The organism is Streptomyces dengpaensis, assembly GCF_002946835.1.
GTDB classification, from domain to species: domain Bacteria; phylum Actinomycetota; class Actinomycetes; order Streptomycetales; family Streptomycetaceae; genus Streptomyces; species Streptomyces dengpaensis.
Map to the genome: position 1 here is coordinate 836727 of NZ_CP026652.1, position 21095 is coordinate 857821.

Consider the following 21095-nt stretch of genomic DNA (forward strand, 5'->3'; position numbering starts at 1 on the left):
ACGGCGACCGGCCCCTGTCCAGGCTCATGACAAAAGCCCTGGCGGAAGGTCGCCCATCGAGGAAGAGGAGATCCCTTGCGGGTCAGCCTGAAGGACGTCGCGGAGCACGCCGGCGTCTCGATCAAGACCGTCTCGAACGTCGTGAACAACTACCCGCACGTCACTCCGGCCATGCGTGCCAAGGTCCAGGAGGCCATCGACGAGCTCGGTTACCGACCGAATCTGACGGCACGTCATCTACGCAAGGGGCGCACCGGCATCATCGCCCTCGCCGTGCCCGAGCTCGGCAACCCCTACTTCGCGGAGCTGGCCGGAGCGGTCATCGACGCCGCCGCCGAGCACGAGTTCACCGTGCTGCTGGACCACACCCGGGGCGACCGCGAGCAGGAGGTCCTGGTCACCCAGGGCTTCCGGGCCAATGTGATCGACGGTCTGATCCTCAGCCCGCTGGAGCTGGAGGCCGACGACCTGCGCGGCCGGGCCGACGACGTGCCGCTCGTGCTCCTCGGCGAGCGGGAGTACGACGCGCCCTACGACCACATCGCCATCGACAACGTGGCCGCGGCACGGTCGGCAGTACGCCATCTGCTGGGCTGGGGCCGCTCTCGGATCGCCTACCTGGGGGCCCGTACCGACTCGGCCAACCGGCCCGCCCAGCTGCGACTCGTGGGCTGGCGCGAGGAGTTGACGGCCGCGGGGGTACCCTCGCCGGACAGCCTGGTGGTGCCGGTCGGCGGCTGGAACCGCGACGAGGGCGCGCGGGCGATGGCCCGGCTGCTGGACTCCGGGGTACGCCCGGACGCGGTCTTCGCCTACAACGACCTGGTCGCGATCGGTGCGATGCGGGTGCTGCACGAGCGGGGGCTGAGGGTGCCGTGGGACGTCGCGGTGGTCGGGTTCGACGACATCGAGGAGGGCCGGTTCGGGGCCGCCTCGTTGACCACCATCTCGCCGGACAAGCCGGCCATCGCGCGGATGGCGGTGGCCTCGCTGCTGCGCAGCCTGTCGGGCCGCGCGGAGCCGGGCGGGCGTGAACTGACCGCGGATTTCCGGCTCGTGGAGCGCGAGAGCACCCTGGGGCGGCGCTGACGAGATTTCGGGCCGAAGGGTTTACAGCCATCTTCCAACGATGTAAAAACCTCCCCTGAACGACGTGCACAGCGAGTTGACCGCAAGAGCCGAACTTCCCCGGGAGCGCTCTCAGCGCCGGGGCGTGCCGTTTGGGGACTCCATGAAGCCGACCGCCATCCTTCGCCGAACCTCTGTCCGGACCCTCCTCGCCACCGGCCTCGTCACGAGCCTCGCGCTCGTCTCCGGATGCGCCAAGTCGGAGGACGACGCCGACCAGGACAAGAGCTCCACCAGCCAGGGCGACCCGGGCCAGGTCGTCGCGTCGCCCAGCGCGGGCGCCGGCCCCACCTGCGCCATCGACGCCTACGGCGGCAAGAAGATCGACCTCAAGACCGCGACCGTGGGCTTCTCCCAGTCCGAGAAGGAGGCGAACCCCTTCCGGATCGCGGAGACCGCCTCGATCAAGGCCGAGGCGCAGAAGCGGGGCGTGAAGCTGCTGACCTCCAACGCCCAGTCACAGTTCTCCAAGCAGATCAGCGACGTCCAGGACCTCATCGCCAAGGGCGCCGACCTGCTGGTGATCGCGCCGCTCAACTCCGACGGCTGGGAGCCGGTGCTGCGCTCCGCGTCGGCCAAGCACATCCCGATCGTCACCATCGACCGCAAGATCAACGCGGCTGCCTGCAAGGACTATGTGAGCTTCATCGGCTCCGACTTCGTCGAGCAGGGCAAGCGCGCCGCCGACCAGATGATCGAGGCGACGGGCGGCAAGGGTGAGATCGCGATCCTGCTCGGCGCCGCGGGCAACAACGTGACGACCGAGCGCACCAAGGGCTTTGAGGACCGCGTCAAGGAGAAGGCTCCCGGCCTCAAGATCGTCTTCAAGCAGACCGGTGAGTTCGCCCGCGAGAAGGGGCAGTCCGTCACCGAGAACCTCATCCAGTCCAAGCCGGGCATCACCGGGATCTACGCCGAGAACGACGAGATGGGCCTCGGCGCGGTCAACGCCCTGAAGGGGGCGGGCAAGAAGCCGGGCGCGGTGAAGATCGTGACGATCGACGGCACCCGCAACGCCGTGCAGGGGATCGTCGACGGCTGGATCGACGGGGTGATCGAGTCCAACCCGCGCTTCGGGCCGCTCGCCTTCCAGACCCTCGACTCCTTCACCCAGGGTGACAAGGTCGCCCAGGACATCGTGATCGAGGACAGCGCGTACACGACGGACAACGCCAAGTCCGAGCTGGGCAAGGCCTACTGACGTGCTGTCAGTCACTGGCCTGTCCAAGACCTTCCCCGGCGTGCGGGCCCTGTCCTCCGTGGACTTCACGGCCCGCGCCGGGGAGGTGCACGCGCTCATCGGCGAGAACGGCGCGGGCAAGTCGACGCTCATCAAGGTGCTCACGGGCGTGTACCAGCCGGACGAGGGCGAGGTGACCTACGACGGCTCCCCCGTCCGTTTCACCACTCCCCTGCAGGCCCAGCAGGCGGGCATCTCCACCATTTACCAGGAGGTCAACCTCGTTCCGCTGATGAGCGTGGCGCGCAACCTCCTGCTGGGCCGGGAGCCCCACAACCGGCTCGGCCTGATCGACTTCCGGCGCATGCACCAGCAGGCCGAGGAGGCGCTTCGCGGGCTCGGCATCCGCGTCGACGTGCGCCGGCAGCTGCGCGAACTGGGCGTCGGCGCCCAGCAGATGGTCGCGCTCGCCCGCGCCGTGTCGGTGGACGCGCGGGTCGTCATCATGGACGAACCGACCTCCTCGCTCGAACCCCGCGAGGTGGAGACCCTGTTCGGCGTGATCCGCACGCTGCGCGAGAGCGGCATCGCGGTGATCTACGTCAGCCATCGCCTCGACGAGCTGTACGCGATCTGCGACACGGTCACCGTGCTGCGCGACGGCAAGCTGGTGCACACCGGGCGGATCGCGGACCTGGACCGGCTGCGGCTCGTGTCCCTGATGCTGGGCCGGGAGATCGGCGTCGTACAGGACGAGGGGCTGACCAAGTTCACGGGGAGCCACGACGCGGCTTCCGAACCCGTTCTGCGGGCCGAGAACTTGACGGTCCGTCATCAGCTCCACGGCGTGTCCGTGGCCGTACGTCCCGGTGAGGTGGTGGGTCTTGGCGGGCTGCTCGGCTCGGGCCGCACGGAGACCGCCAAAGCCATCGCGGGCGCCCTGCGCATCGACTCCGGCCGGGTCGTGGTGGCGGGCACGGCGGTGCGCAGCGGCTCGACGCCGGCCGCGATCCGCGCGGGCATCAGCCTGCTGCCCGAGGACCGCAAGGCCGAGGGCGTCGTCCCCGGGCTCTCGGTCCGGGAGAACATCGCGCTCGCCGCGCTGCCCGGGCTCTCCCGCTTCGGTCTGGTCGACGAGGCACGCATCGACCGGATCGTCGACACGTTCATGAAACGGCTGCGCATCAAGGCGGCGGGCCCCCACCAGAAGGTCGGCGAGCTCTCCGGCGGCAACCAGCAGAAGGTCCTGCTGGCCCGCTGGCTGGCCATGCACCCCAAGGTCCTCCTGCTGGACGAACCGACCCGGGGCATCGACGTCGGCGCCAAGGCCGAGGTGCAGAAACTCATCGACGAACTCGCGGACGACGGCCTGGGCGTGGTGCTGATCTCCTCGGACACCGAGGAGTTGATCGAGGGCAGCGACCGGGTGGTCGTCCTCAAGGACGGCGCGGTCGTGGCGGAGCTGACCGGCGACGCCGTCACCGAGGACCGGCTGATGCGCGCCATCGCGACCGCGCACACCGCGCCCTCCGCGCCCGCGGCCCCCACCGCAACCACCGCCGCCGGAGGCGACGATGACTGATCTGACGCTGGGCCGGGCGACCGCCGACCGCGACCGGCTGCTGCGCCTGCTCCAGGAATACGGCGTCTATCTGGGCGTCGTGGTCCTGCTTCTGCTGAACATCGTCTTCACCTCACACTTCCTGTCCGCCGAGAACTTCCGCACCCAAGCGGTCCAGGTAGCCCCGGTCCTGATCGTGGCCCTCGGCATGGCGCTGGCCATCGGCAGCGAGGGCGTGGACCTGTCGGTGGGTTCGGTGATGGCCCTGTCCACCTCGCTCCTCTCGCTCTACCTCGGGTACGGCGTGTGGATCGCCGTACTGGCCGCGGTGGCGGGCGGCATCATGGTCGGCGTCGCAAACGGCGCCCTGATCGCCTTCGTCGGCGTCCAGCCGATCGTCGCGACACTCGCCCTGATGGTCGCCGGACGCGGACTGGCCCTGGTCCTGCTCCCCCAGCTCAAGGACGTGCACAACCCGGCCATGGCGGAGCTCGGTTCGGGCGATGTGCTCGGCGTTCCGTACCTGGTGCTGATCGCCGCCGCGCTCGCGCTGCTCATCGCGTTCGTCGTACGCCGCACAACGTTCGGCCGGCAGCTCCTGGCCCTCGGCGACAGCCGTCCGGCCGCGCGTCTCGCCGGGCTGCCGGTGCGTCGCGTACTGATCCTGGTGTACGTCTGCTCCGGCGTCCTCGCCGCGATCGCCGGCGTCCTGGCCACTGCGCGGCTGACCGCGAGCGACCCGACCTCGCTGGGCACCCTGATGGAACTGTCCGCGATCACCGCCGTCGTGGTCGGCGGCACTCCGCTGAGCGGCGGCCGGGTCCGCATCGGCGGCACGGTCGCCGGCGCGGTCCTGATCCAGTTGCTCACCACCACGCTCATCAAGCACGATCTGCCGCCGTCGTGGACCCAGATCGCCCAGGCCGTGGTGATCGTCCTCGCCGTCTACGCGGCACGGGAACGGGGGAAGCGATGACGGCCGACGTGGAGAGTCCGGTCCGCGCGATGAGCACACCCGAGGAAGAGCCCGTCGGCGCGAGCCGCTCCGAGCGGCTCAGCGCTCTCGCCCAGCAGCACGGCGCCCTGGTCACCCTCGTGGTCGCCGTGATCGCGGCGTCCCTGAGCTTCGACACGTTCCTGACCGGCGACAACCTGGAGAACATGGCGCTGTCCTCCGCGTTCCTCGCGGTGGTCGCGCTCGGTATGACCTTCGTGATCATCACGGGCGGCATCGACCTGTCGGTCGGCTCCACGTTCGCCCTCGGCGGGGTGCTGGCGGCCTGGGGTTCGCAGTACGGCACGGTGGTCGCCCTGCTGCTCCCGCTGGCCGTGTGCGGGCTGATCGGTCTGGTCAACGGTCTGCTGATCGCCCGCTCGCGGCTGGCCCCGTTCATCGTCACGCTCGCCTCGATGCTGGGCGCCCGGGGCATCCTGCTCTCCCTCACGGACGAGGGCTCCACCACGTATCTCGTGGACAAGGACTCGTTCTTCGCGAAACTCGGCCAGGACACGCTCCTCGGCATCGGTGTGCCCGTCTGGATCACCGTCGCGCTGTTCGTCCTTGGCGCGGTGGCGCTGCGGCGCACACGGTTCGGGCAGTACGTGTACGCGGTCGGCGGCAACGAGGACGCGGCGGCGCTGATGGGCACCCCCGTGGCCCGTACGAAGATCTCCGTGTACACGCTGTCCGGGCTGTGCGCGGGGCTCGCCGGCGCGCTCAACGCGGCCTGGCTGGTGTCGGGCGTGACGATCCTCGGCTCCGGCATGGAACTGGAGGCCATCTCCGCGGTGGTCATCGGCGGGACCCTGCTCACCGGCGGATTCGGCTTCCTCAGCGGCTCGCTGGTCGGTGTACTCCTGCTGAAGGTCATCCAGAACGTCATCAACCAGATCGGTTCACTGGACTCGGCCTACCAGCAGGTCGTCAGCGGCGCCTTCCTGGCCGTCGTGGTCATCGCGCAGACATGGCTGGGACGGCGACGGCGGGCGCTGTGAACCCTCCGTCGGGCCCAGGGAGGAGGTGTGTGCGGTCAGGGGACGCGCTGCCCCTTGCCCAAGGCGATCACCCCGCCCGTCGAGACGGTGTAGAGCTCCGCGTCCCGATCGGGGTTGACGCCGATCGTCGCACCCGGCGGTACCTCGACGTTCTTGTCGAGGACCGCGCCGCGCACCACCGCGCCCCGCCCGATGTGGACGTTGTCGTGCAGGACCGAGCCCTGCACGACCGCTCCTGGGTCGACGACGACGCCCGGTGAGAGCACGGACCTGGTGACCTGTCCCCGTATCAGGCAGCCCGCGCTGATGATGGACTCGCCGGCGATGCCCCCCGCGTTGAATCGCGCCGGCGACAGCTGCCCGGACGTGGTGTAGATGGGCCAGCTGCGGTTGTAGAGGTTGAAGGCGGGGCGCTCGGCGATCAGGTCCATGTGGGCGTCGTAGTACGCGTCGAGGGTGCCGACGTCGCGCCAGTAGCCCTGGTCGCGGGTGGTCTCGCCGGGTACGTGGTTGTCGCTGAAGTCGTACAGCTGCGCCTCGCCCCGGCCGGTGAGCATGGGCAGGATCGAACCGCCCATGTCGTGCACCGAGTGCCCGTCCTCGGCGTCCCGCTGGAGCGCCTCGATCAGGGCCTTGGTGGTGAAGATGTAGTTGCCCATCGAGGCGAAGACGCACTCGGGGTCGTCGGGGAGGCCCGGCGGGTCGGCGGGCTTCTCCAGGAAGCCCCGCACGGTCTGGCCGTCGGAGCCCGGGCTGATGACGCCGAAGGACGAGGACTCGGCGCGCGGCACCCGTATCCCGGCCACCGTCACGCCCGCGCCGCCCTCGATGTGCTGGGCCAGCATCTGGCGCGGGTCCATGCGGTAGACGTGGTCGGCGCCGAACACCGCGATGTAGTCCGGCCGTTCGTCGTGCACGAGGTTCAGGGACTGCAGGATCGCGTCGGCGCTGCCCAGGTACCAGCGCGGGCCGAGCCGCTGCTGGGCCGGGACGGGAGTGACGTAGTTGCCGAGCAGGCTCGACATCCGCCAGGTCGTGGTCACATGCCGGTCCAGGGAGTGCGACTTGTACTGCGTCAGGACGCAGATGCGCAGGATGTCGGCGTTGACGAGGTTGGAGAGCACGAAGTCGACGAGGCGGTACGTGCCGCCGAAGGTGACCGCGGGTTTCGCGCGGTCCGCGGTGAGGGGCATCAGACGCTTGCCCTCTCCCCCCGCGAGTACGATTCCCAGCACCGAAGGTCCACCGCGCATGCCGCCGCCCCTCTACGCCCGGTCGGGCCGCGCCCGCTGTGCCGGGCCGGCCCCGTTGCTGAACTGCACCTGTCCGATGGTTACCCCGGTTTGAGGACTTCCTCGTACAGCTGGACGGTCCTGCGGGCGACGGCGTCCCAGCCGAACTCCCGCACCGCGCGCTCCCGTCCGGCCTCGCCCATCCGCCGCGCCTGCCCGGGGTCGGCGAGCACGGAGTCGAGGGCCAGCGCCAGACCGGCCTCGAAGTCCCCCTCGACCGTCACGAGGGAACCCGTCACGCCGTGCTCGACCACCTCGGGAATCCCGCCGACCCGGGACGCCACCACGGCCGTTCCGCAGGCCATCGCCTCCAGGTTGACGATGCCGAGCGGCTCGTACACCGAGGGGCAGACGAACACGGCGGCATGCGTGAGGAGTTGGATGACGTCGGGGCGCGGCAGCATCTGCGGGATCCAGTGCACTCCCTCGCGTACGCCGCTCAACTCCTGGAAGAGATCGCGGAACTCCCGGTCGATCTCCGGGGTGTCCGGCGCGCCCGCGCACAGCACCACCTGCACGGCCGGGTCGAGATGCCGTACCGCGCGCAGGAGTTGGGGCACGCCCTTCTGGCGGGTGATGCGGCCGACGAACAGGACGTACGGGCGGCCGATGTCGATGCCGATACGGTCGAGGACGTCCGTGCCGTGGTCCGGGCGGTAGAGGGAGGTGTCGATGCCGTTGTGCACGACGCGCACCTTCGCCGGGTCCAGGGCCGGATAGCAGGCCAGGATGTCCTCGCGCATCGCGCCGGAGACGGCGATCACGGCGTCCGCGGCCTCGATGGCGGTGCGTTCGGCCCAGCTGGAGAGGGCGTAACCGCCGGCGAGCTGCTCGGCCTTCCAGGGGCGCAGCGGTTCCAGGGAGTGGGCGGTCATGACGTGCGGGATGCCGTGCAGGAGTTTGCCGAAGTGGCCGGCGAGGTTGGCGTACCACGTGTGCGAGTGGACGAGTTCGCGGCCTTCGAGGGCGGCGGCGATGGAGAGGTCCACGGAGAAGGTGCGCAGGGCGTCGTTGGCGCCGTCGAGCGAGGGCCAGGGCCGGTGGCGTACGACGCCGCCCGCGGCGCCCTCGCCCCAGCAGTGCACGTCCAGGTCAGTGAGACTGCGCAACTCCCGTGCGAGGAACTCGACATGGACGCCCGCACCGCCGTACACGTCCGGCGGGTATTCCCGGGTCAGCAGTCCCACGCGCACACAGCACCCCCGTCGTAGCGGCTGGTGCCCCTCATGGTCACTCAGTCGGGGCGGATGGGGAAGAGCGCGCGGGGACCGCGCGCAGACCGCGTGAGGTCGCGCGCGGACCATGTGAGGTCAGGAGGGGTGGGTCGCGCGCCGTGGCGGGCGGTCGAAGCAGCAGTCGCCGCACAGGCCGCCGCCGGGCAGCCGGTAGTAGAGGCAACAGCTGCGGCGGCGGAGCGTGCCGGCGTCGAGGGCGCCGGAGAGGTCGGGATGCGCGAAGAGTCCGGCGGCGAGCGTGCGGGCCCGCTCGCCCGCCTCCGGACGGCCGTTGGCCCGTGCCCAGCGGTCGATCTGGCGTACCGTGCCGGCCAGGGCGGAGCCCGCGTTGCCCCACAACAGGCGTGCCGAGACGTGGTACCGGGAGTGCAGGACCGTCGCCAGCGGGGCGAGGTGACCGGCTCGTACGACCTCGTCGACGGCCGTGGCGGGCAGGGCGCGCACCCGCGTCAGCCACAGATCGTCCGGAGCGCTGCCGTCCGGATCCCAGCACAGCAGCTCAGGATCGAGGTCGGGCACCCGTCCGTACAACGCGGCGGCGCCCAGCGCGATCGACCACAGCCGGGCCGCGAGGCCCTGTTGGGCGACCGAGACCGCGATCCGCGCTTCCGGCGCGTGAATACTCCGCGCGACTTTACGGACGCGAAACGTCATCGGATCCGCGTAAGCATCGCCGTGGGCCCGGACTTGTGGCGTCGTGTACGCCTGCGCGAGCGTGGGCAGCGGGCCGCGCGGCGGTACGCCGGTGCGCAGCACGAAGAAGCCGCCGAGCGCGCCGAGCGCCGCGAGTTCGGGGTCGAGGTCCACGAAGAGCAGTAGTACCAAGCCCCCTAAGGGTTCTCACCAGCGGGTCGGCCGCCGGTGTAACCCACCCTGGGGAGGACTGGGGGCGATGCGTACTCCATCGGTAGTAGGAGTCAATGCCTGCTCAGGTACGACGACGTGAACTAATTCGCCAGGCATCGTTGTTTGCATGGAAGCCGACCGTTCGTCGCACCGGGCAGACCGCGCCCGCCGTACGCAGAGGAGGGACGTATGAGTGCCCTCGCTTTGTCCGTGGTGCTCTGTTTCGTCTCCGCCGTCGCGTACGCGGGCGGCGCGATCGTGCAGGAGCAGGTCGCCCTGACCTCACCCGGCCAGACCTACGCGCCGCTGCGCAGGCCGGGCTGGTGGGCCGCTGTGGCGTTGAACGGCCTCGGCGGGCTGCTGCATGTGGTGGCCCTCGCCTACGGCCCGCTGAGCCTCGTACAGCCGCTCGGCGCGCTGACCATAGTCTTCGCCCTTCCCATGGCCGCCCTCTTCGTCGGCCGCAAGGCCGGAGCGACCGCCTGGCGCGGCGCCATCATGGCCACGGTGGGCCTCGCGGGCCTGCTGTCGCTGGTCGGCGCGGCCGACACGCAGTCCTTGGGCAGCGCCCAGCGCGTGGCACTTACCGTGGTGGCGGCCGGCTCCGTGGTGGCGTTGATGGTGGCGGGGCGCGCGGCGCACCGGCACCCGGCGGTGCGCAGTGTGCTGCTGGCGGTCGCGGCGGGCATCGCCTTCAGCATGTCCTCGGTGTTCACGAAGACGGTCGCGGTGGACTGGTCGCAGCAGGTGTCCGTCTCCGACCTTTCCAGCCTCGCCGTGATCGGTGTCTTCGCGACGGCCGGCATGCTGCTGTCGCAGGCCTCCTACCGGGGCGGCGGTCTGCCGGCCCCGCTGGCCACGCTGACGGTCGTGAACCCCGTCGTGGCGGCCGCCGTCGGCATCACGATGTTCGGCGAAACCTTCCGCTACGGCACGACCGGCACCGCCCTCGCGCTGGGCTGCGGAGTGGTCGCGGCGGGCGGTCTGATCCTGCTCACGACCGAGCGCATCGGCAGCACGCGGCCGGCGACCGCGGCCGCGCAGGCCACCGCGCCTGCCGCACAAGGGGTCGCGCCGGAGCCTGACGATCGCGTCGGCGAGGCGACCGCTGTGCCCGTCACGGTCGAGCCGGACCTCGCCGCGCTCACGACCGCTGTCCCTGCCGCCGTCGAGCCGGACCTCGCCACGCTCACGACGGCCGAGGCCGAGGTCGAGGAGCTGCTGGCCGGGCTTCCCGAGCAGGCCGTCGTCGAGGACGTCCTCATACCGGCCCAGGTGAGCGCGCCGGCGGTGGAGAGCACGTCGCGGGACACGGCGGAGGCGCCGGACGACCTGCCGTACTACACGGCGTTGTACGGCGCCCCCTATGTGCCGGTCGCCTTCGTCGGCCACCACCGCACGCGCGTCACATCCTGACCCCGCCCGCCCTCAGGTAGGCCACCGGGTCGATGTCGGTACCGAAGCCGGGCCCCCTCCGCACCTCGAAGTGCAGATGCGGGCCCGTGCTGTTGCCCGTGGACCCGGAGCGGCCGATCCGCTGGCCGCTCACCACGCTCTGCCCCGATTTCACGGAGATCGCGGACAGATGGGCGTACTGCGTGTAGTGGCCGTCGGCGTGCCGGATCACTACCTGGTACCCGAAGGAGCCGCCCCAGCCCGCCTCGGCGACCTGACCGGCCGCGACCGCCTGTACGGACGTGCCGGTGGCCACGGGGAAGTCGACCCCCGTGTGGTAACCCTTCGACCAAGACGAGCCGGAGGCTCGGTAGGGCGTGCCGGCCGACGCGTTCACGGGAGCGACGACCGAGGGAGCCTTGGCCTCCTTGGCCTGGTCCGTGGAGGACTGCTTCGTGGAGGACTGCTTCGTGGAGGACTGCTTCGTGGAGGACTGCTTCGTGGAGGACTGCTTCGTGGAGGACTGCTTCGTCGGTTTCGGCTTCGGTGCGTCCGTCGGTTTCGACTTGGGTGCGTCCGCCGGCTTCGGCTTCGGCGCGCTCCGCGTGGGCGCGGGCGTCTGGGCCTTGCCGCGCAGGTTCAGCCGCTGGCCCGGCAGGATCAGGTCCGGGTCGGAGCCCACGGTCTCGCGGTTCGCGGCGTACAGCGGCTGCCAGCCGCCCTGGACGTGCCGGGAGTCGGCGATGCCGGAGAGCGTGTCGCCGTGCACGACCGTGTACATCTCGGCGGTCCCCGCCTGCGACTGGGGCGTGTTCTGCGGCTTCACGTCCCGCACGGAGCGCTTCGTCGTCCCGGGCGAGGCGGCGCCGGACGGGTGGATGTCGGGGGTGTCGCCGCCTCTGGTCAGCCCGGCGCGGACCGAGCACACCGGCCAGGCGCCGGGCCCCTGCCCCTCGAGCACCTTCTCGGCGACGGCGATCTGCTGGTCCTTCGTGGCCTGATCCGCGCGCTGCGCGTAGACCTTGCCGCCGTACGCCTCCCAGGTGGACTGGGTGAACTGCAGCCCTCCGAAGTAGCCGTTGCCCGTGTTGATGCTCCAGTTGCCGCTGGACTCGCAGGCGGCGACCTTGTTCCAGGTGCCGGCATCGGCCCCGTGGGCGACTCCGGTGGTGACGAGCGGGAGGGCTATGCCCGCGCCCCCGGCCGTGACGGTGAGTGAGGCGCGGTTGATCCTGTTCGGCTGGTACCGGCGGTGCCGACCGCGTACGGCCATGAGCGGGCCCCCTAGACATGCGTCAGGAGCGGCAAAAGTAAGCGCTGCGAACAGGCCATGACAAGAGCGCAATCGGTCGTGCTGTGCGCTCCCGTGACGCCCGTGAGCCGGCTTCGCGCCAACGCCGCGCGGCCTAGTGGCGGAAGATGGCCGCATGCTGACACCGCGTCACTTCGTCAACGGCGGCGTCGGCCGATGAGGCATTCGGGGGCTCTTCTGCGTACCCCTCCCCGACGCGTCAAGATGGCAGGGAACGAAACTGACGAGCAAGACCGTTAGCACTGACGAGCACAACTGGCATCACTGATGCCAGCATTTATTAGGAGCCAATCGTATGAGCACTTCCGCCCAGATCGGCGTAACGGGTCTCGCGGTCATGGGCCGCAACCTCGCCCGCAACTTCGCCCGCAACGGCTACGCGGTCGCCGTGCACAACCGCACCGTCGGCCGGACCAAGGCGCTGATGGAGGAGTTCGGCCACGAGGGCGAGTTCGTGGCGGCCGAGACCGCGAAGGACTTCGTGGCGGCGCTGGAGCGGCCCCGGCGCCTGGTGATCATGGTGAAGGCGGGCGAGCCGACCGACGCGGTGATCGAGGAGTTCGCCCCGCTCCTGGAGCCCGGCGACATGATCATCGACGGCGGCAACGCGCACTTCGCGGACACCCGGCGCCGGGAGCGCGCACTGCGCGAGCAGGGCATCCATTTCGTCGGGACGGGCGTCTCCGGCGGTGAGGAGGGCGCCCTGCACGGCCCGAGCATCATGCCGGGCGGCTCGGCCGAGTCGTACGACTCCCTCGGCCCGATGCTGGAGAAGATCTCCGCGAAAGCCAAGGACGGGACGCCGTGCGTGACCCATGTGGGCCCCGACGGCGCCGGACACTTCGTGAAGATGGTCCACAACGGCATCGAGTACGCCGACATGCAGCTGATCGGCGAGGCCTACCAGCTGCTCCGCGATGTGGCCGGCTACTCCCCCGCCCAGATCGCGGACATCTTCCGCACCTGGAACACGGGCCGGCTCGACTCCTACCTGATCGAGATCACCGCCGAGGTCCTGTCGCACGTGGACGCGGCGACGGGCAAGCCGTTCGTGGACGTGGTCCAGGACCAGGCGGAGCAGAAGGGCACGGGCCGCTGGACCGTGCAGATCGCGCTGGACCTGGGCGTTCCGGTGTCCGGCATCGCGGAGGCGGTCTTCGCCCGTTCCCTGTCGGGCCACGCCGACCTGCGCGCCGCCTCGCGCGGACTCGCCGGTCCGAAGGCGAAGAAGCTCAGCGAGTCCGAGGCGGCGGCCTTCGCGGACAAGGTGGAGCAGGCGCTGTACGCGTCGAAGATCGTCTCGTACACGCAGGGCTTCCACGAGATCGCCGCGGGCAGCGACGAGTACGACTGGAACATCGACCTCGGCTCCGTCGCCGCCATCTGGCGTGGCGGCTGCATCATCCGGGCGGCCTTCCTCGACCGCATCCGCGCCGCGTACGACGCCCGGCCCGACCTGCCGAGCCTGCTGTCGGACGACACGTTCGCGCAGGAGATCGCGGACGCCCAGGACGACTGGCGCGAGGTCCTGGTCGCCGCCACCCGCCAGGGCGTCCCCACGCCCGGCTTCTCCGCGGCCCTCGCCTACTACGACGCCCTGCGCGCCGAGCGCCTGCCCGCCGCCCTCACTCAGGGACAGCGGGACTTCTTCGGGGCGCACACCTATCGGCGTACGGACCGGGAGGGCTCGTTCCACACGCTGTGGGGCGGGGACCGGTCGGAGGTCGAGGCGTAGGCATCTGCGATGCCGAGGTCGTCACGTCCCGGGGACCGGGGACGTGACGACCTCGGCATCGGGCCGACACCGTCGGCCACACCTCTCACTCTCTGTTCTGTGCACCCCCGGTGGGAGGCCCGTACGGGTACTCCCAGGAGATCGGCCCCGGCTGTGGCTCCGGCTCCGGTACCGGGTCGGGACCCGGGGGCTTAGGGATCGGAGACGGAGGCGGGACGGGCTCCGGCGTGGGGTGGGGACCCGGGTCGGGGACGGGCTCCGGGCGGTCGGGGCCCGGGCCCGGCGTGGGGCCCGGCTTCACCGGGTCGGGGAACGGATGCGTCATGGTGTCCTCCAGCCAGTCGGTACGTCCGCCCTGGACTTGTCCCCCGCGTACCCGGCCGCCGCGCGCCCACTCACCCCGTCGCGCGAGGGATGGCGGCCGGCTGGGCCTACCGGGGCTGCCGTGTGCGCACGGCGTCCGCACCGGCGGCGAGCCCCGGGCGGGGGCTGGACAGCACCGGGGTCGAGGTCGCGGTCAGCCGCTGGGCCGGGGCCATGGACGCCTGGGCGAGGACGATCGCGTCGGCGCCGGTGACCGCGTCGGCGGCGGCCGCCACCGCGCGGACGTAGCCCTCCGTGTCGCCCGCCACGAAGCGGGCCCACGCGCCCTCGAGCAGCTCGGTACGGATGTCTACGGGGCGCCCGGCCCTCCGGGCCTCCTCCTCGACGAGGGCGATGGTCGGCCCCAGGGTGCTCTCCACCGTCGCGAGGACGACGACGCGCGGGCCAACGGCCACCGCGGCGGCGGCCATCGGGCGGTCCACGCGGAGCACGGGCACGCCGACCCCCGCCCGCTCCGCGACGCCGCCGATGGTCGAGCAGGTGCAAAGCACGGCCCGCGCGCCCTCCGCGACGGCCCGTTCGAGCACCGCCCGCACCGCGTCGACCACCGCGTCCGGACCCTCGCGCCGTGCCCGGGCCAACAGCTCCTCGGCCACCAAGTGCCGCAGTTCCAGCCCCTGGTGTTCCTCGTCACGCAGGGCGTCGAAGACGGGGACGTGCACGGGCGAGGTGTGCAACAGGGCGAGCGGACCGCCGGACGTCATCGCAAGGCACCGGTCCCGGTCAGCCGCGGGGAGCCGGTCCCGGTCATCAGAAGCGGCCCGGGTGCGCTTTGAGCCACTCCACCGCCGCGTCCAGCAGCGCCGGGTCGGCCACCGGGGCCTCCTCGGGGTGGCCCGCCGCCCACTTCACGACGTACGGGCACAGCGGCGCGACCACGATGCCCTCGCGGGCGGCGATGGCGTACAGCTCACGGGCGAGGGAGCCCGCGATGCCCTGGCCCTCGTGCCCGGGTTCCACGATGGTGTGCACGGGGACGAGGGCCCGTGCGGGCGCTTCGAGGACGAAGTACTCGATATGGCCTACGACTTCGTCCCCGGCGAACGCCGCCAGCCAGCCGCCCGCCCGGTCGTCACGGATCTCCACGTCGCTCACGAGCACTCCTCGGGTCCTCCGGGTCTCCCCGACCAGGACCTGAGCGTAACCGATGATGATCAGCAGATCTCCGGGAGTCGGCGTCCTGACCGCGCCCGCCCTTCTGCGTGTGGTCGGTCATTCATGGAAATGGGCGGATTTGGCGCCGGGCGGCGGTGTCGTGGGTTCGAGTCGGACGACGATGCCTTTGGAAGTGGGCTGGTTGCTGATATCGGCGACGCTGTCGAGGGGGACGAGGGGCTGGACTTCGGGGTAGTAGGCGGCGGCGCACCCGCGGGTCGTGGGATAGGGGACGACCACGAACCCATCGACGCGTCGTTCGATGTCGTCGTCCCAGACGCCGATGATGTCGACGTATTGGCCCCTGGTGAGGCCGAGGTCGGACATGTCCTCGGGGTTGACCATGACGATGTTGCGGCCCCCGTGGATGCCACGGTAGCGGTCGTTGTCGGTGTAGGGGATGGTGTTCCACTGGTCGTGGGAGCGCATGCTCTGCAGGACGAGGGCTCCGGCGGGGGCGCGGGACATGTCGAAGTCGTTACGCGTGAACATGGCTTTGCCGGTGGGCGTGGCGAAGACGCCTTCGTTGACGGGGTTGGGCAGTTTGATGCCGCCGGGACGGGTGACGCGGCGGTTGAAGTCGTGGAACCCCGGGACGATGCGGGAGACGCGCTCCCGGATGGTGCCGTATTCGGCCTCGAATTCGAGCCAGGGGACTTTGACCTTGTCGCCGAGGGTGCGGTGGGCGAGCCGGCACAGGATGGCGACTTCGCTGAGCAGGAGCCGGGAGGCGGGAGGGAGTTTCCCGAAGGAGGTGTGGACCTCGCTCGAGGTGTTCTCCACGGTGACGAACTGCACGCCGCCCGCCTGGATGTCGATTTCGGTGCGGCCCAGGCAGGGCAGGATGAGCGCGGTCTCCCCGGTGACCGTGTGGGCTTTGCTGAGTTTGGTGGAGATCTGCGCGGTCAGGCGGCAGCGGCGGATGGCCTCGTCGGTGATGTGGGTGTCGGGAGCAGCGCGCACGAAGTTCCCCGCCAACGACAGGAACACCTTGATGCGGCCCTCGCGCATGGCCTTGATCGCTTTGACGGAGTCCACGCCGTGCTCGCGAGGCGGGTCGAACCCGAACTCGGCTTGGAGGGCGTCGAGGAATTCGTCGGGCATCTGTTCCCAGACACCCATGGTGCGGTCGCCCTGGACGTTGCTGTGTCCGCGCACGGGACTGGCCCCGGCGCCGGCACGGCCGAGGTTGCCGCGCAGCATGAGGAAGTTGACGATCTCGCGGACGGTGGGCACGCCGTGCCGTTGCTGGGTGACGCCCATGGCCCAGCAGACGATGACGCGCTTGGCGCGCAGCACGTAGTCGCGGACTTCCTCGATCCGCTGCCGGGTGAGTTGGGTGGCGGTGAGGATGTCGTCCCAGGAGACGCCGCGGGCGTGCTCGGCGAATTCCTCGAAGCCGGACGTGTGGGCGCTGATGAACTCGTTGTCGAGGACGGTGCCGGGGGCGGCGTCCTCGGCTTCCAGCAGCAGCCGGTTGACGCCCTGGAACAGGGCGAGGTCGCCACCGCTGCGGATGTGGAGGAACAGGTCGGAGATCTTGATGCCGTTGCCGATCACACCGCGGACCTGCTGGGGGTTCTTGAACCGGAACAGTCCCGCTTCGGGCAGCGTGTTCACGGCGATGATCTTGCCGCCGTTGACTTTGCACTTCTCCAGCGCGGACAGCTGGCGCGGATGGTTCGTCGCCGGGTTCTGCCCGACCAGGAAGACCAGGTCGGCCTGGTAGAAGTCCTCCAGCCCCACCGTGCCCTTGCCGGTGCCCAGCGTCTCGTGCAGGCCGAACCCGCTGGTCTCGTGGCACAGGTTGCTGCAGTCGGGCAGGTTGTTCGTGCCGAACGCGCGGGCGAACAGCTGCAGCACGAACGCCGACTCGTTGCTGGCCCGGCCGGAGGTGTAGAAGGCGGCCTCGTCCGGGGAGTCCAGTGATTTCAGCTCGTCCGCGACCAGACCGAGCGCGTCGTGCCAGCTGATCGGCTCGTAGTAGTCCGAGCCCGGTCGCTTGATCATCGGCTCGGTCAGCCGGCCCTGCTGGTTCAGCCACATATCCGACTGCCGGTTCAGCTCGGAGACCGAGTGGGTGCGGAAGAAGTCCCGGGTGATCCGCCGGCCGGTCGCCTCGTCATTGATGTGCTTGGCACCGTTCTCGCAGTACTCGTTCATGTGCCGGTGCCCCGGTGCCGGGTCCGACCAGGCACAGCCCGGACAGTCGATCCCGTCGACCTGGTTCATGGTCAACAGCGTCGTCGCGGTCGTGCGGAGCGTCGCCTCTTCGAGGGAATACTCCAACGCGTGCGTCACAGCGGGCACTCCCGCCGCCCACTTCTTGGGCGGAGTCACAGTCAGCCGCTCGTCCGGCTCCTGCTTCGGTGCCTTCTTCATGAGGAATGCCTCTCGCTCTGCCGTACGGGACGCCCAAATCCCCCATATAAGTTGATGCTGTGTCATAGCGGATTCCGTGTCACGCAGCCCAGCCGACCAGTCACCCCTGTCCGGCAGGGCCGACGACACCCGCGGCGGGTCACACGGTTGTTCAGCCGACGGTCCGGCTCGCCGCAGAGCGGTTCAGAGACGGCCCACCGCCGTCGTACGCTTCAGCCGACGGGCCACTTGGGGACCCGGCTCCTCGGCGGCTCCGGCTCCGCCGGCCGCACCCGGCCGTTGCGGATCGAGCCCCGCCACGCCCCACTCGCGTCCCCCAGCCCTTCGATGAACTCCTTGAAATTCCCCAGCTCATCGCGCACCACACGCCGCGTCATCTTCGACGGATCCGTCAGCCGGCCCACCACTCCACGCGGCCTGACCTGCATCCGCACCGTGACCACGGTCCGGTCCGGAGCCATCGAACGAAACGACACCTCACCCCAATGCCACGGATCACGTTCCGTACTCCGCCAGGCAACCAGCGAATCCGGTTCCTGCTCCACGATCTCCGCCCGGAACTCGCGACGCCACGGGCCCACCCTCACCGCCCATCGCGTCATCGCAGGGCTCACTTGATCCACCCGCTTCACCGCGGACATGAACCGCGGAAAGCTCTTGAACTGCGTCCACTGGTCGTACGCCGTACGCACCGGGACCGCGATCTCAACCGACTCTTGAATGGTGTTCATGGCCTACCAAAGGTGAATGGTGTTCATGGCCTACCAATTTCCAGGCGCCGACATCTTGTTTCCAGGCGCCGATACCTTGAGTGTCACCGCATCATCTGCACGCCGCCACGTGGATCATCGGCCCACCCGCCCATGCGCCAGGTAGGGAGCGGACCTCCCCATTGCCGCGGTGGCCGGGCTGCGGAGCAGGCACTCATCAGCCGAACGGGTGACGCAGCGCCGGTGAACGAGCGACGGAAGCGGCCGGTCTTGCATCGGGCTCGGCGTTCGCCGGTCGGCCGCCCCTGAGGAACGCGATCCGGATGAAGGAGACCTGACGGAGGCAGGCGAAACGCCGCCGTTATCCTTTCCGTCGTCCCGGAAACCGGCGAACATGCCGCGTCATGGACATCTTGCTCGTCGTCAGCGCGTTCAACAGCCTTTCCCAGCGCGTCTACGCCGAACTGTCGGACCTCGGACACCAGGTGGACGTCGTTCTCGCCCCGCACGGCCCCGAAGCGGTCCGTGCCGCCGTACGCGAGCTGCGCCCGGAGTTGATCATCGCCCCGATGCTGAAGACGGCGCTGCCCGAGGACGTGTGGCGGGAGCACACCTGCCTCGTCGTGCACCCGGGGCCGCCTGGCGACCGTGGGCCTTCCTCACTGGACTGGGCGATCGCCGCGGAGGCGCCGGACTGGGGGGTGACGGTACTCCAGGCCGAGGCGGCGATGGACGCGGGCGACATCTGGGCGGCGGAGTCGTTCGCGGTATCGCCGGTGGGCAAGAGCGACCTGTACCGCAACGAGGTCTCCGACGCCGCCTCGGCCGCCGTGCTGATGGCCGTACGGCGATACTCCGACGGGGCATTCAAACCGCGGCCGCAGCGCGATCCGGCCGTCCGCGTGGTGTGGCGCGACTTCTTCCGCCAGGAGCGACGAAGGATCGACTGGGCGAACGACACCACGGAGACGGTGCTGCGCAAGCTCCGCGGGGCCGACTCTCAGCCGGGCGTCCTGGACGAGCTCATGGGCCGAGAACTGTTCCTGCACGGCGGGCACCCCGAGGACGAACTGCGCGGACGCCCCGGTGACGTGCTCGCGACGCGAGCGGGAGCCATCTGCCGGGCCACCCGGGACGGAGCGGTGTGGATTCCGGAACTGCGCCCCCGCAAGAACTCCGGCGACCCCGCGCCGTTCCGTCGCCCCGCGGCCTCCGTTCTCGCCTCCTTCCTGGCGCAGCCCGGCGCCGCGTCGCCAGCGGAGTGCTCGCGCTCCGGTGACCGCCCGTCCTGGCTTCCGGAGGCCACCGTCGCGCTCGAACTTCCCCGCGATCGACGCACCTGGACCGACATCCGGTACCGGCAGCGCGGCGACATCGGCTTCCTGACCTTCTCCTTTCCAGGCGGGGCGATGAGCACCGACCACTGCCGCAGGCTGCTCGCCGCCTACCGGTACGCGCTCACCCGCCCCACCTCGGTGCTCGTCCTCGGCGGTGCGCGCGACTTCTTCTCCAACGGCATCCACCTGAACGTCATCGAGGCGGCCGCCGACCCGGCCGCCGAGTCCTGGGCCAACCTCAAGGCCATCGACGACCTGGTCGAGGCGGTGCTGTGCACCACCGACCGACTCGTGGTCGCGGCGCTCGGCGGCAACGCGGCGGCCGGCGGTCTCATGCTCGCCCTGGCCGCCGACCAGGTGTGGTGCCGTGCGGGCGCCGTCCTCAACCCGCACTACCGGCGAATGGGCCTGTACGGCTCGGAGTTCTGGACGTACACGCTGCCGCGCCGCGCCGGCGCGGAAACGGCCCTGCGGCTGACGACCGAGGCGTTGCCGGTAAGCGCCGGGACAGCCGCGCGGGACGGGCTGGTGGACCGTCTGGTACCGGTCGCGGCACGGGACTTCGCCGCCGAGGTCGAGCGAATGGCGGCTGCGCTCCTCGACGCCCCGGAAGACCTTCGACGACGGATCGCCGCGAAGGCCGCGACACGGCGTGCGGACGAGGAGGAACGACCGCTCGCCGAGTACCGGCGGGCCGAACTCGCCCGTATGCGCGCCACCTTCTTCGATCCGCACGCCCCGTACCACGCCCTGCGGTCGGCCTTCGTTCGGAAGCTGCCCGGCGGCTGCGCCCGGCCGCTGTCCCCGGCCGACGAGCAGGCCACCGGGGGCATCCGATGACTAGGTCAGGTACGCGTCTGCTGGTGGCGGGCGTCGGCAACATCTTCCTCGCCGACGACGCCTTCGGCCCCGAGGTGATCCGCGCCCTGGACCGGCGCCCGCTGCCGCCCGAAGTGCGTGTGCGGGACTTCGGCATCCGCGGCCTGGACCTTGCGTACGAGCTGCTGAACGACTACGCCACCGCCGTCCTGGTCGATGCGGCCGCACGCGGCCATCGGCCCGGCACCCTGTCGTTGATCGAGCCGGAACTCCCGCACGGCGCGCGGGCCACCGCCCCGCCCGAGGCCCATGGCATGGACCCGGCGAAGGTCCTGGCCCTGGCCGCCCACCTGGGCGACGAAACGCTACCGCGCGTCCTCGTGCTCGCCTGCGAGCCCCAGGTGCGGCCACGCGGCGACGAAGACATCCTGCCCGGCGTCAGCGCACCGGTGCGCGACGCGGTCGGCCAAGCCGTCGAGGCACTGCACGCCATGGTTCCCGTGCTGCTCGCCGACCCCGCGGCTACACCTCCGTTGAGCCGCCAGGAGGAATCCGCGGACCTGTCCGCGGCCGGGCTCGCGCTCCCGGTCGCCGGTGGCGCCGAGGATCGCTGGCGGAACGACTTTGCC

General features: G+C 70.5%; 16 protein-coding genes and 1 pseudogene. 9 read left to right on the forward strand and 8 right to left on the reverse strand.

Annotated features, from left to right (window positions below; all coding sequences use genetic code 11):
* Positions 1-75: 75 nt before the first annotated feature.
* The 5 genes from C4B68_RS03980 (at position 76) to C4B68_RS04000 (ending at position 5864) form a co-directional block, all read left to right on the forward strand.
* Positions 76-1089: a LacI family DNA-binding transcriptional regulator gene (locus C4B68_RS03980; protein WP_099501551.1), complete on the forward strand. Its 1014-nt coding sequence runs from the start codon at positions 76-78 to the stop codon at positions 1087-1089.
* Positions 1090-1231: 142 nt separating this feature from the next.
* A complete protein-coding gene (locus tag C4B68_RS03985; protein WP_099501553.1) occupies positions 1232-2329 on the forward strand; it encodes an ABC transporter substrate-binding protein in 1098 nt (365 codons plus the stop codon).
* Position 2330: 1 nt separating this feature from the next.
* On the forward strand, positions 2331-3890 hold the full coding sequence (locus C4B68_RS03990) for a sugar ABC transporter ATP-binding protein (RefSeq protein ID WP_099501555.1): 1560 nt from the start codon (positions 2331-2333) through the stop codon (positions 3888-3890).
* The gene (locus tag C4B68_RS03995) at positions 3883-4845 is read left to right on the forward strand and encodes an ABC transporter permease (RefSeq protein ID WP_099501557.1); all 963 of its coding nucleotides are present in this window, start codon (positions 3883-3885) and stop codon (positions 4843-4845) included. Before C4B68_RS03990 ends, C4B68_RS03995 begins: the two co-directional genes overlap by 8 nt.
* A 29-nt stretch (positions 4846-4874) precedes the next feature.
* On the forward strand, positions 4875-5864 hold the full coding sequence (locus tag C4B68_RS04000; protein WP_099501645.1) for an ABC transporter permease: 990 nt from the start codon (positions 4875-4877) through the stop codon (positions 5862-5864).
* A 35-nt stretch (positions 5865-5899) separates the two neighbouring features.
* Here the strand turns inward: C4B68_RS04000 and glgC are convergent, their stop codons facing one another.
* The 3 genes from glgC to C4B68_RS04015 all read right to left on the reverse strand — a co-directional run bounded on the left by glgC (position 5900) and on the right by C4B68_RS04015 (position 9216).
* A complete protein-coding gene (gene glgC, locus C4B68_RS04005) occupies positions 5900-7117 on the reverse strand; it encodes a glucose-1-phosphate adenylyltransferase (RefSeq protein WP_099501558.1) in 1218 nt (405 codons plus the stop codon).
* An 80-nt stretch (positions 7118-7197) separates the two neighbouring features.
* A complete protein-coding gene (glgA, locus tag C4B68_RS04010; RefSeq protein ID WP_099501560.1) occupies positions 7198-8349 on the reverse strand; it encodes a glycogen synthase in 1152 nt (383 codons plus the stop codon).
* Between the two features lie 117 nt (positions 8350-8466).
* Positions 8467-9216 carry a (2Fe-2S)-binding protein gene (locus C4B68_RS04015; RefSeq protein ID WP_180289241.1) on the reverse strand — a complete coding sequence of 250 codons (750 nt, stop codon included), beginning with the start codon at positions 9214-9216 and terminating at the stop codon, positions 8467-8469.
* 210 nt (positions 9217-9426) lie between these two features.
* Here C4B68_RS04015 and C4B68_RS04025 point away from each other — a divergent pair, with 210 nt between their 5' ends.
* Complete coding sequence (locus C4B68_RS04025) at positions 9427-10653, forward strand: DMT family transporter (RefSeq protein WP_099501562.1); 1227 nt, start codon at positions 9427-9429, stop codon at positions 10651-10653.
* Here C4B68_RS04025 and C4B68_RS04030 read toward each other — a convergent pair.
* On the reverse strand, positions 10643-11905 hold the full coding sequence (locus C4B68_RS04030; RefSeq protein WP_099501564.1) for a transglycosylase family protein: 1263 nt from the start codon (positions 11903-11905) through the stop codon (positions 10643-10645). The genes C4B68_RS04025 and C4B68_RS04030 overlap by 11 nt on opposite strands.
* Positions 11906-12239: 334 nt before the next feature.
* On the opposite strand from C4B68_RS04030, the gene gndA reads away from it, so the two are divergent.
* Positions 12240-13679: an NADP-dependent phosphogluconate dehydrogenase gene (gene gndA / locus C4B68_RS04035; protein ID WP_099501565.1), complete on the forward strand. Its 1440-nt coding sequence runs from the start codon at positions 12240-12242 to the stop codon at positions 13677-13679.
* A gap of 431 nt (positions 13680-14110) precedes the next feature.
* Here gndA and C4B68_RS04045 read toward each other — a convergent pair whose 3' ends face one another.
* The 4 genes from C4B68_RS04045 to C4B68_RS04060 all read right to left on the reverse strand — a co-directional run bounded on the left by C4B68_RS04045 (position 14111) and on the right by C4B68_RS04060 (position 18331).
* The gene (locus C4B68_RS04045) at positions 14111-14767 is read right to left on the reverse strand and encodes an aspartate/glutamate racemase family protein (RefSeq protein ID WP_099501569.1); all 657 of its coding nucleotides are present in this window, start codon (positions 14765-14767) and stop codon (positions 14111-14113) included.
* Between the two features lie 46 nt (positions 14768-14813).
* Entirely contained in the window at positions 14814-15158 is a 345-nt protein-coding gene (locus tag C4B68_RS04050; protein ID WP_099501649.1) for a GNAT family N-acetyltransferase, read from the reverse strand.
* 117 nt (positions 15159-15275) lie between these two features.
* A complete protein-coding gene (locus C4B68_RS04055) occupies positions 15276-17600 on the reverse strand; it encodes an FdhF/YdeP family oxidoreductase (RefSeq protein ID WP_099501571.1) in 2325 nt (774 codons plus the stop codon).
* Positions 17601-17812: 212 nt separating this feature from the next.
* On the reverse strand, positions 17813-18331 hold the full coding sequence (locus tag C4B68_RS04060; RefSeq protein ID WP_099501573.1) for an SRPBCC family protein: 519 nt from the start codon (positions 18329-18331) through the stop codon (positions 17813-17815).
* A 383-nt stretch (positions 18332-18714) separates the two neighbouring features.
* On the opposite strand from C4B68_RS04060, the gene C4B68_RS04065 reads away from it, so the two are divergent.
* Entirely contained in the window at positions 18715-20487 is a 1773-nt protein-coding gene (locus tag C4B68_RS04065) for a hydrogenase maturation protein (RefSeq protein WP_099501575.1), read from the forward strand.
* Positions 20484-21077, forward strand: a pseudogene (locus C4B68_RS04070) (hydrogenase maturation protease); the annotation flags it as partial. The gene C4B68_RS04065 and the pseudogene C4B68_RS04070, both read left to right, overlap by 4 nt.
* Positions 21078-21095: the final 18 nt, after the last annotated feature.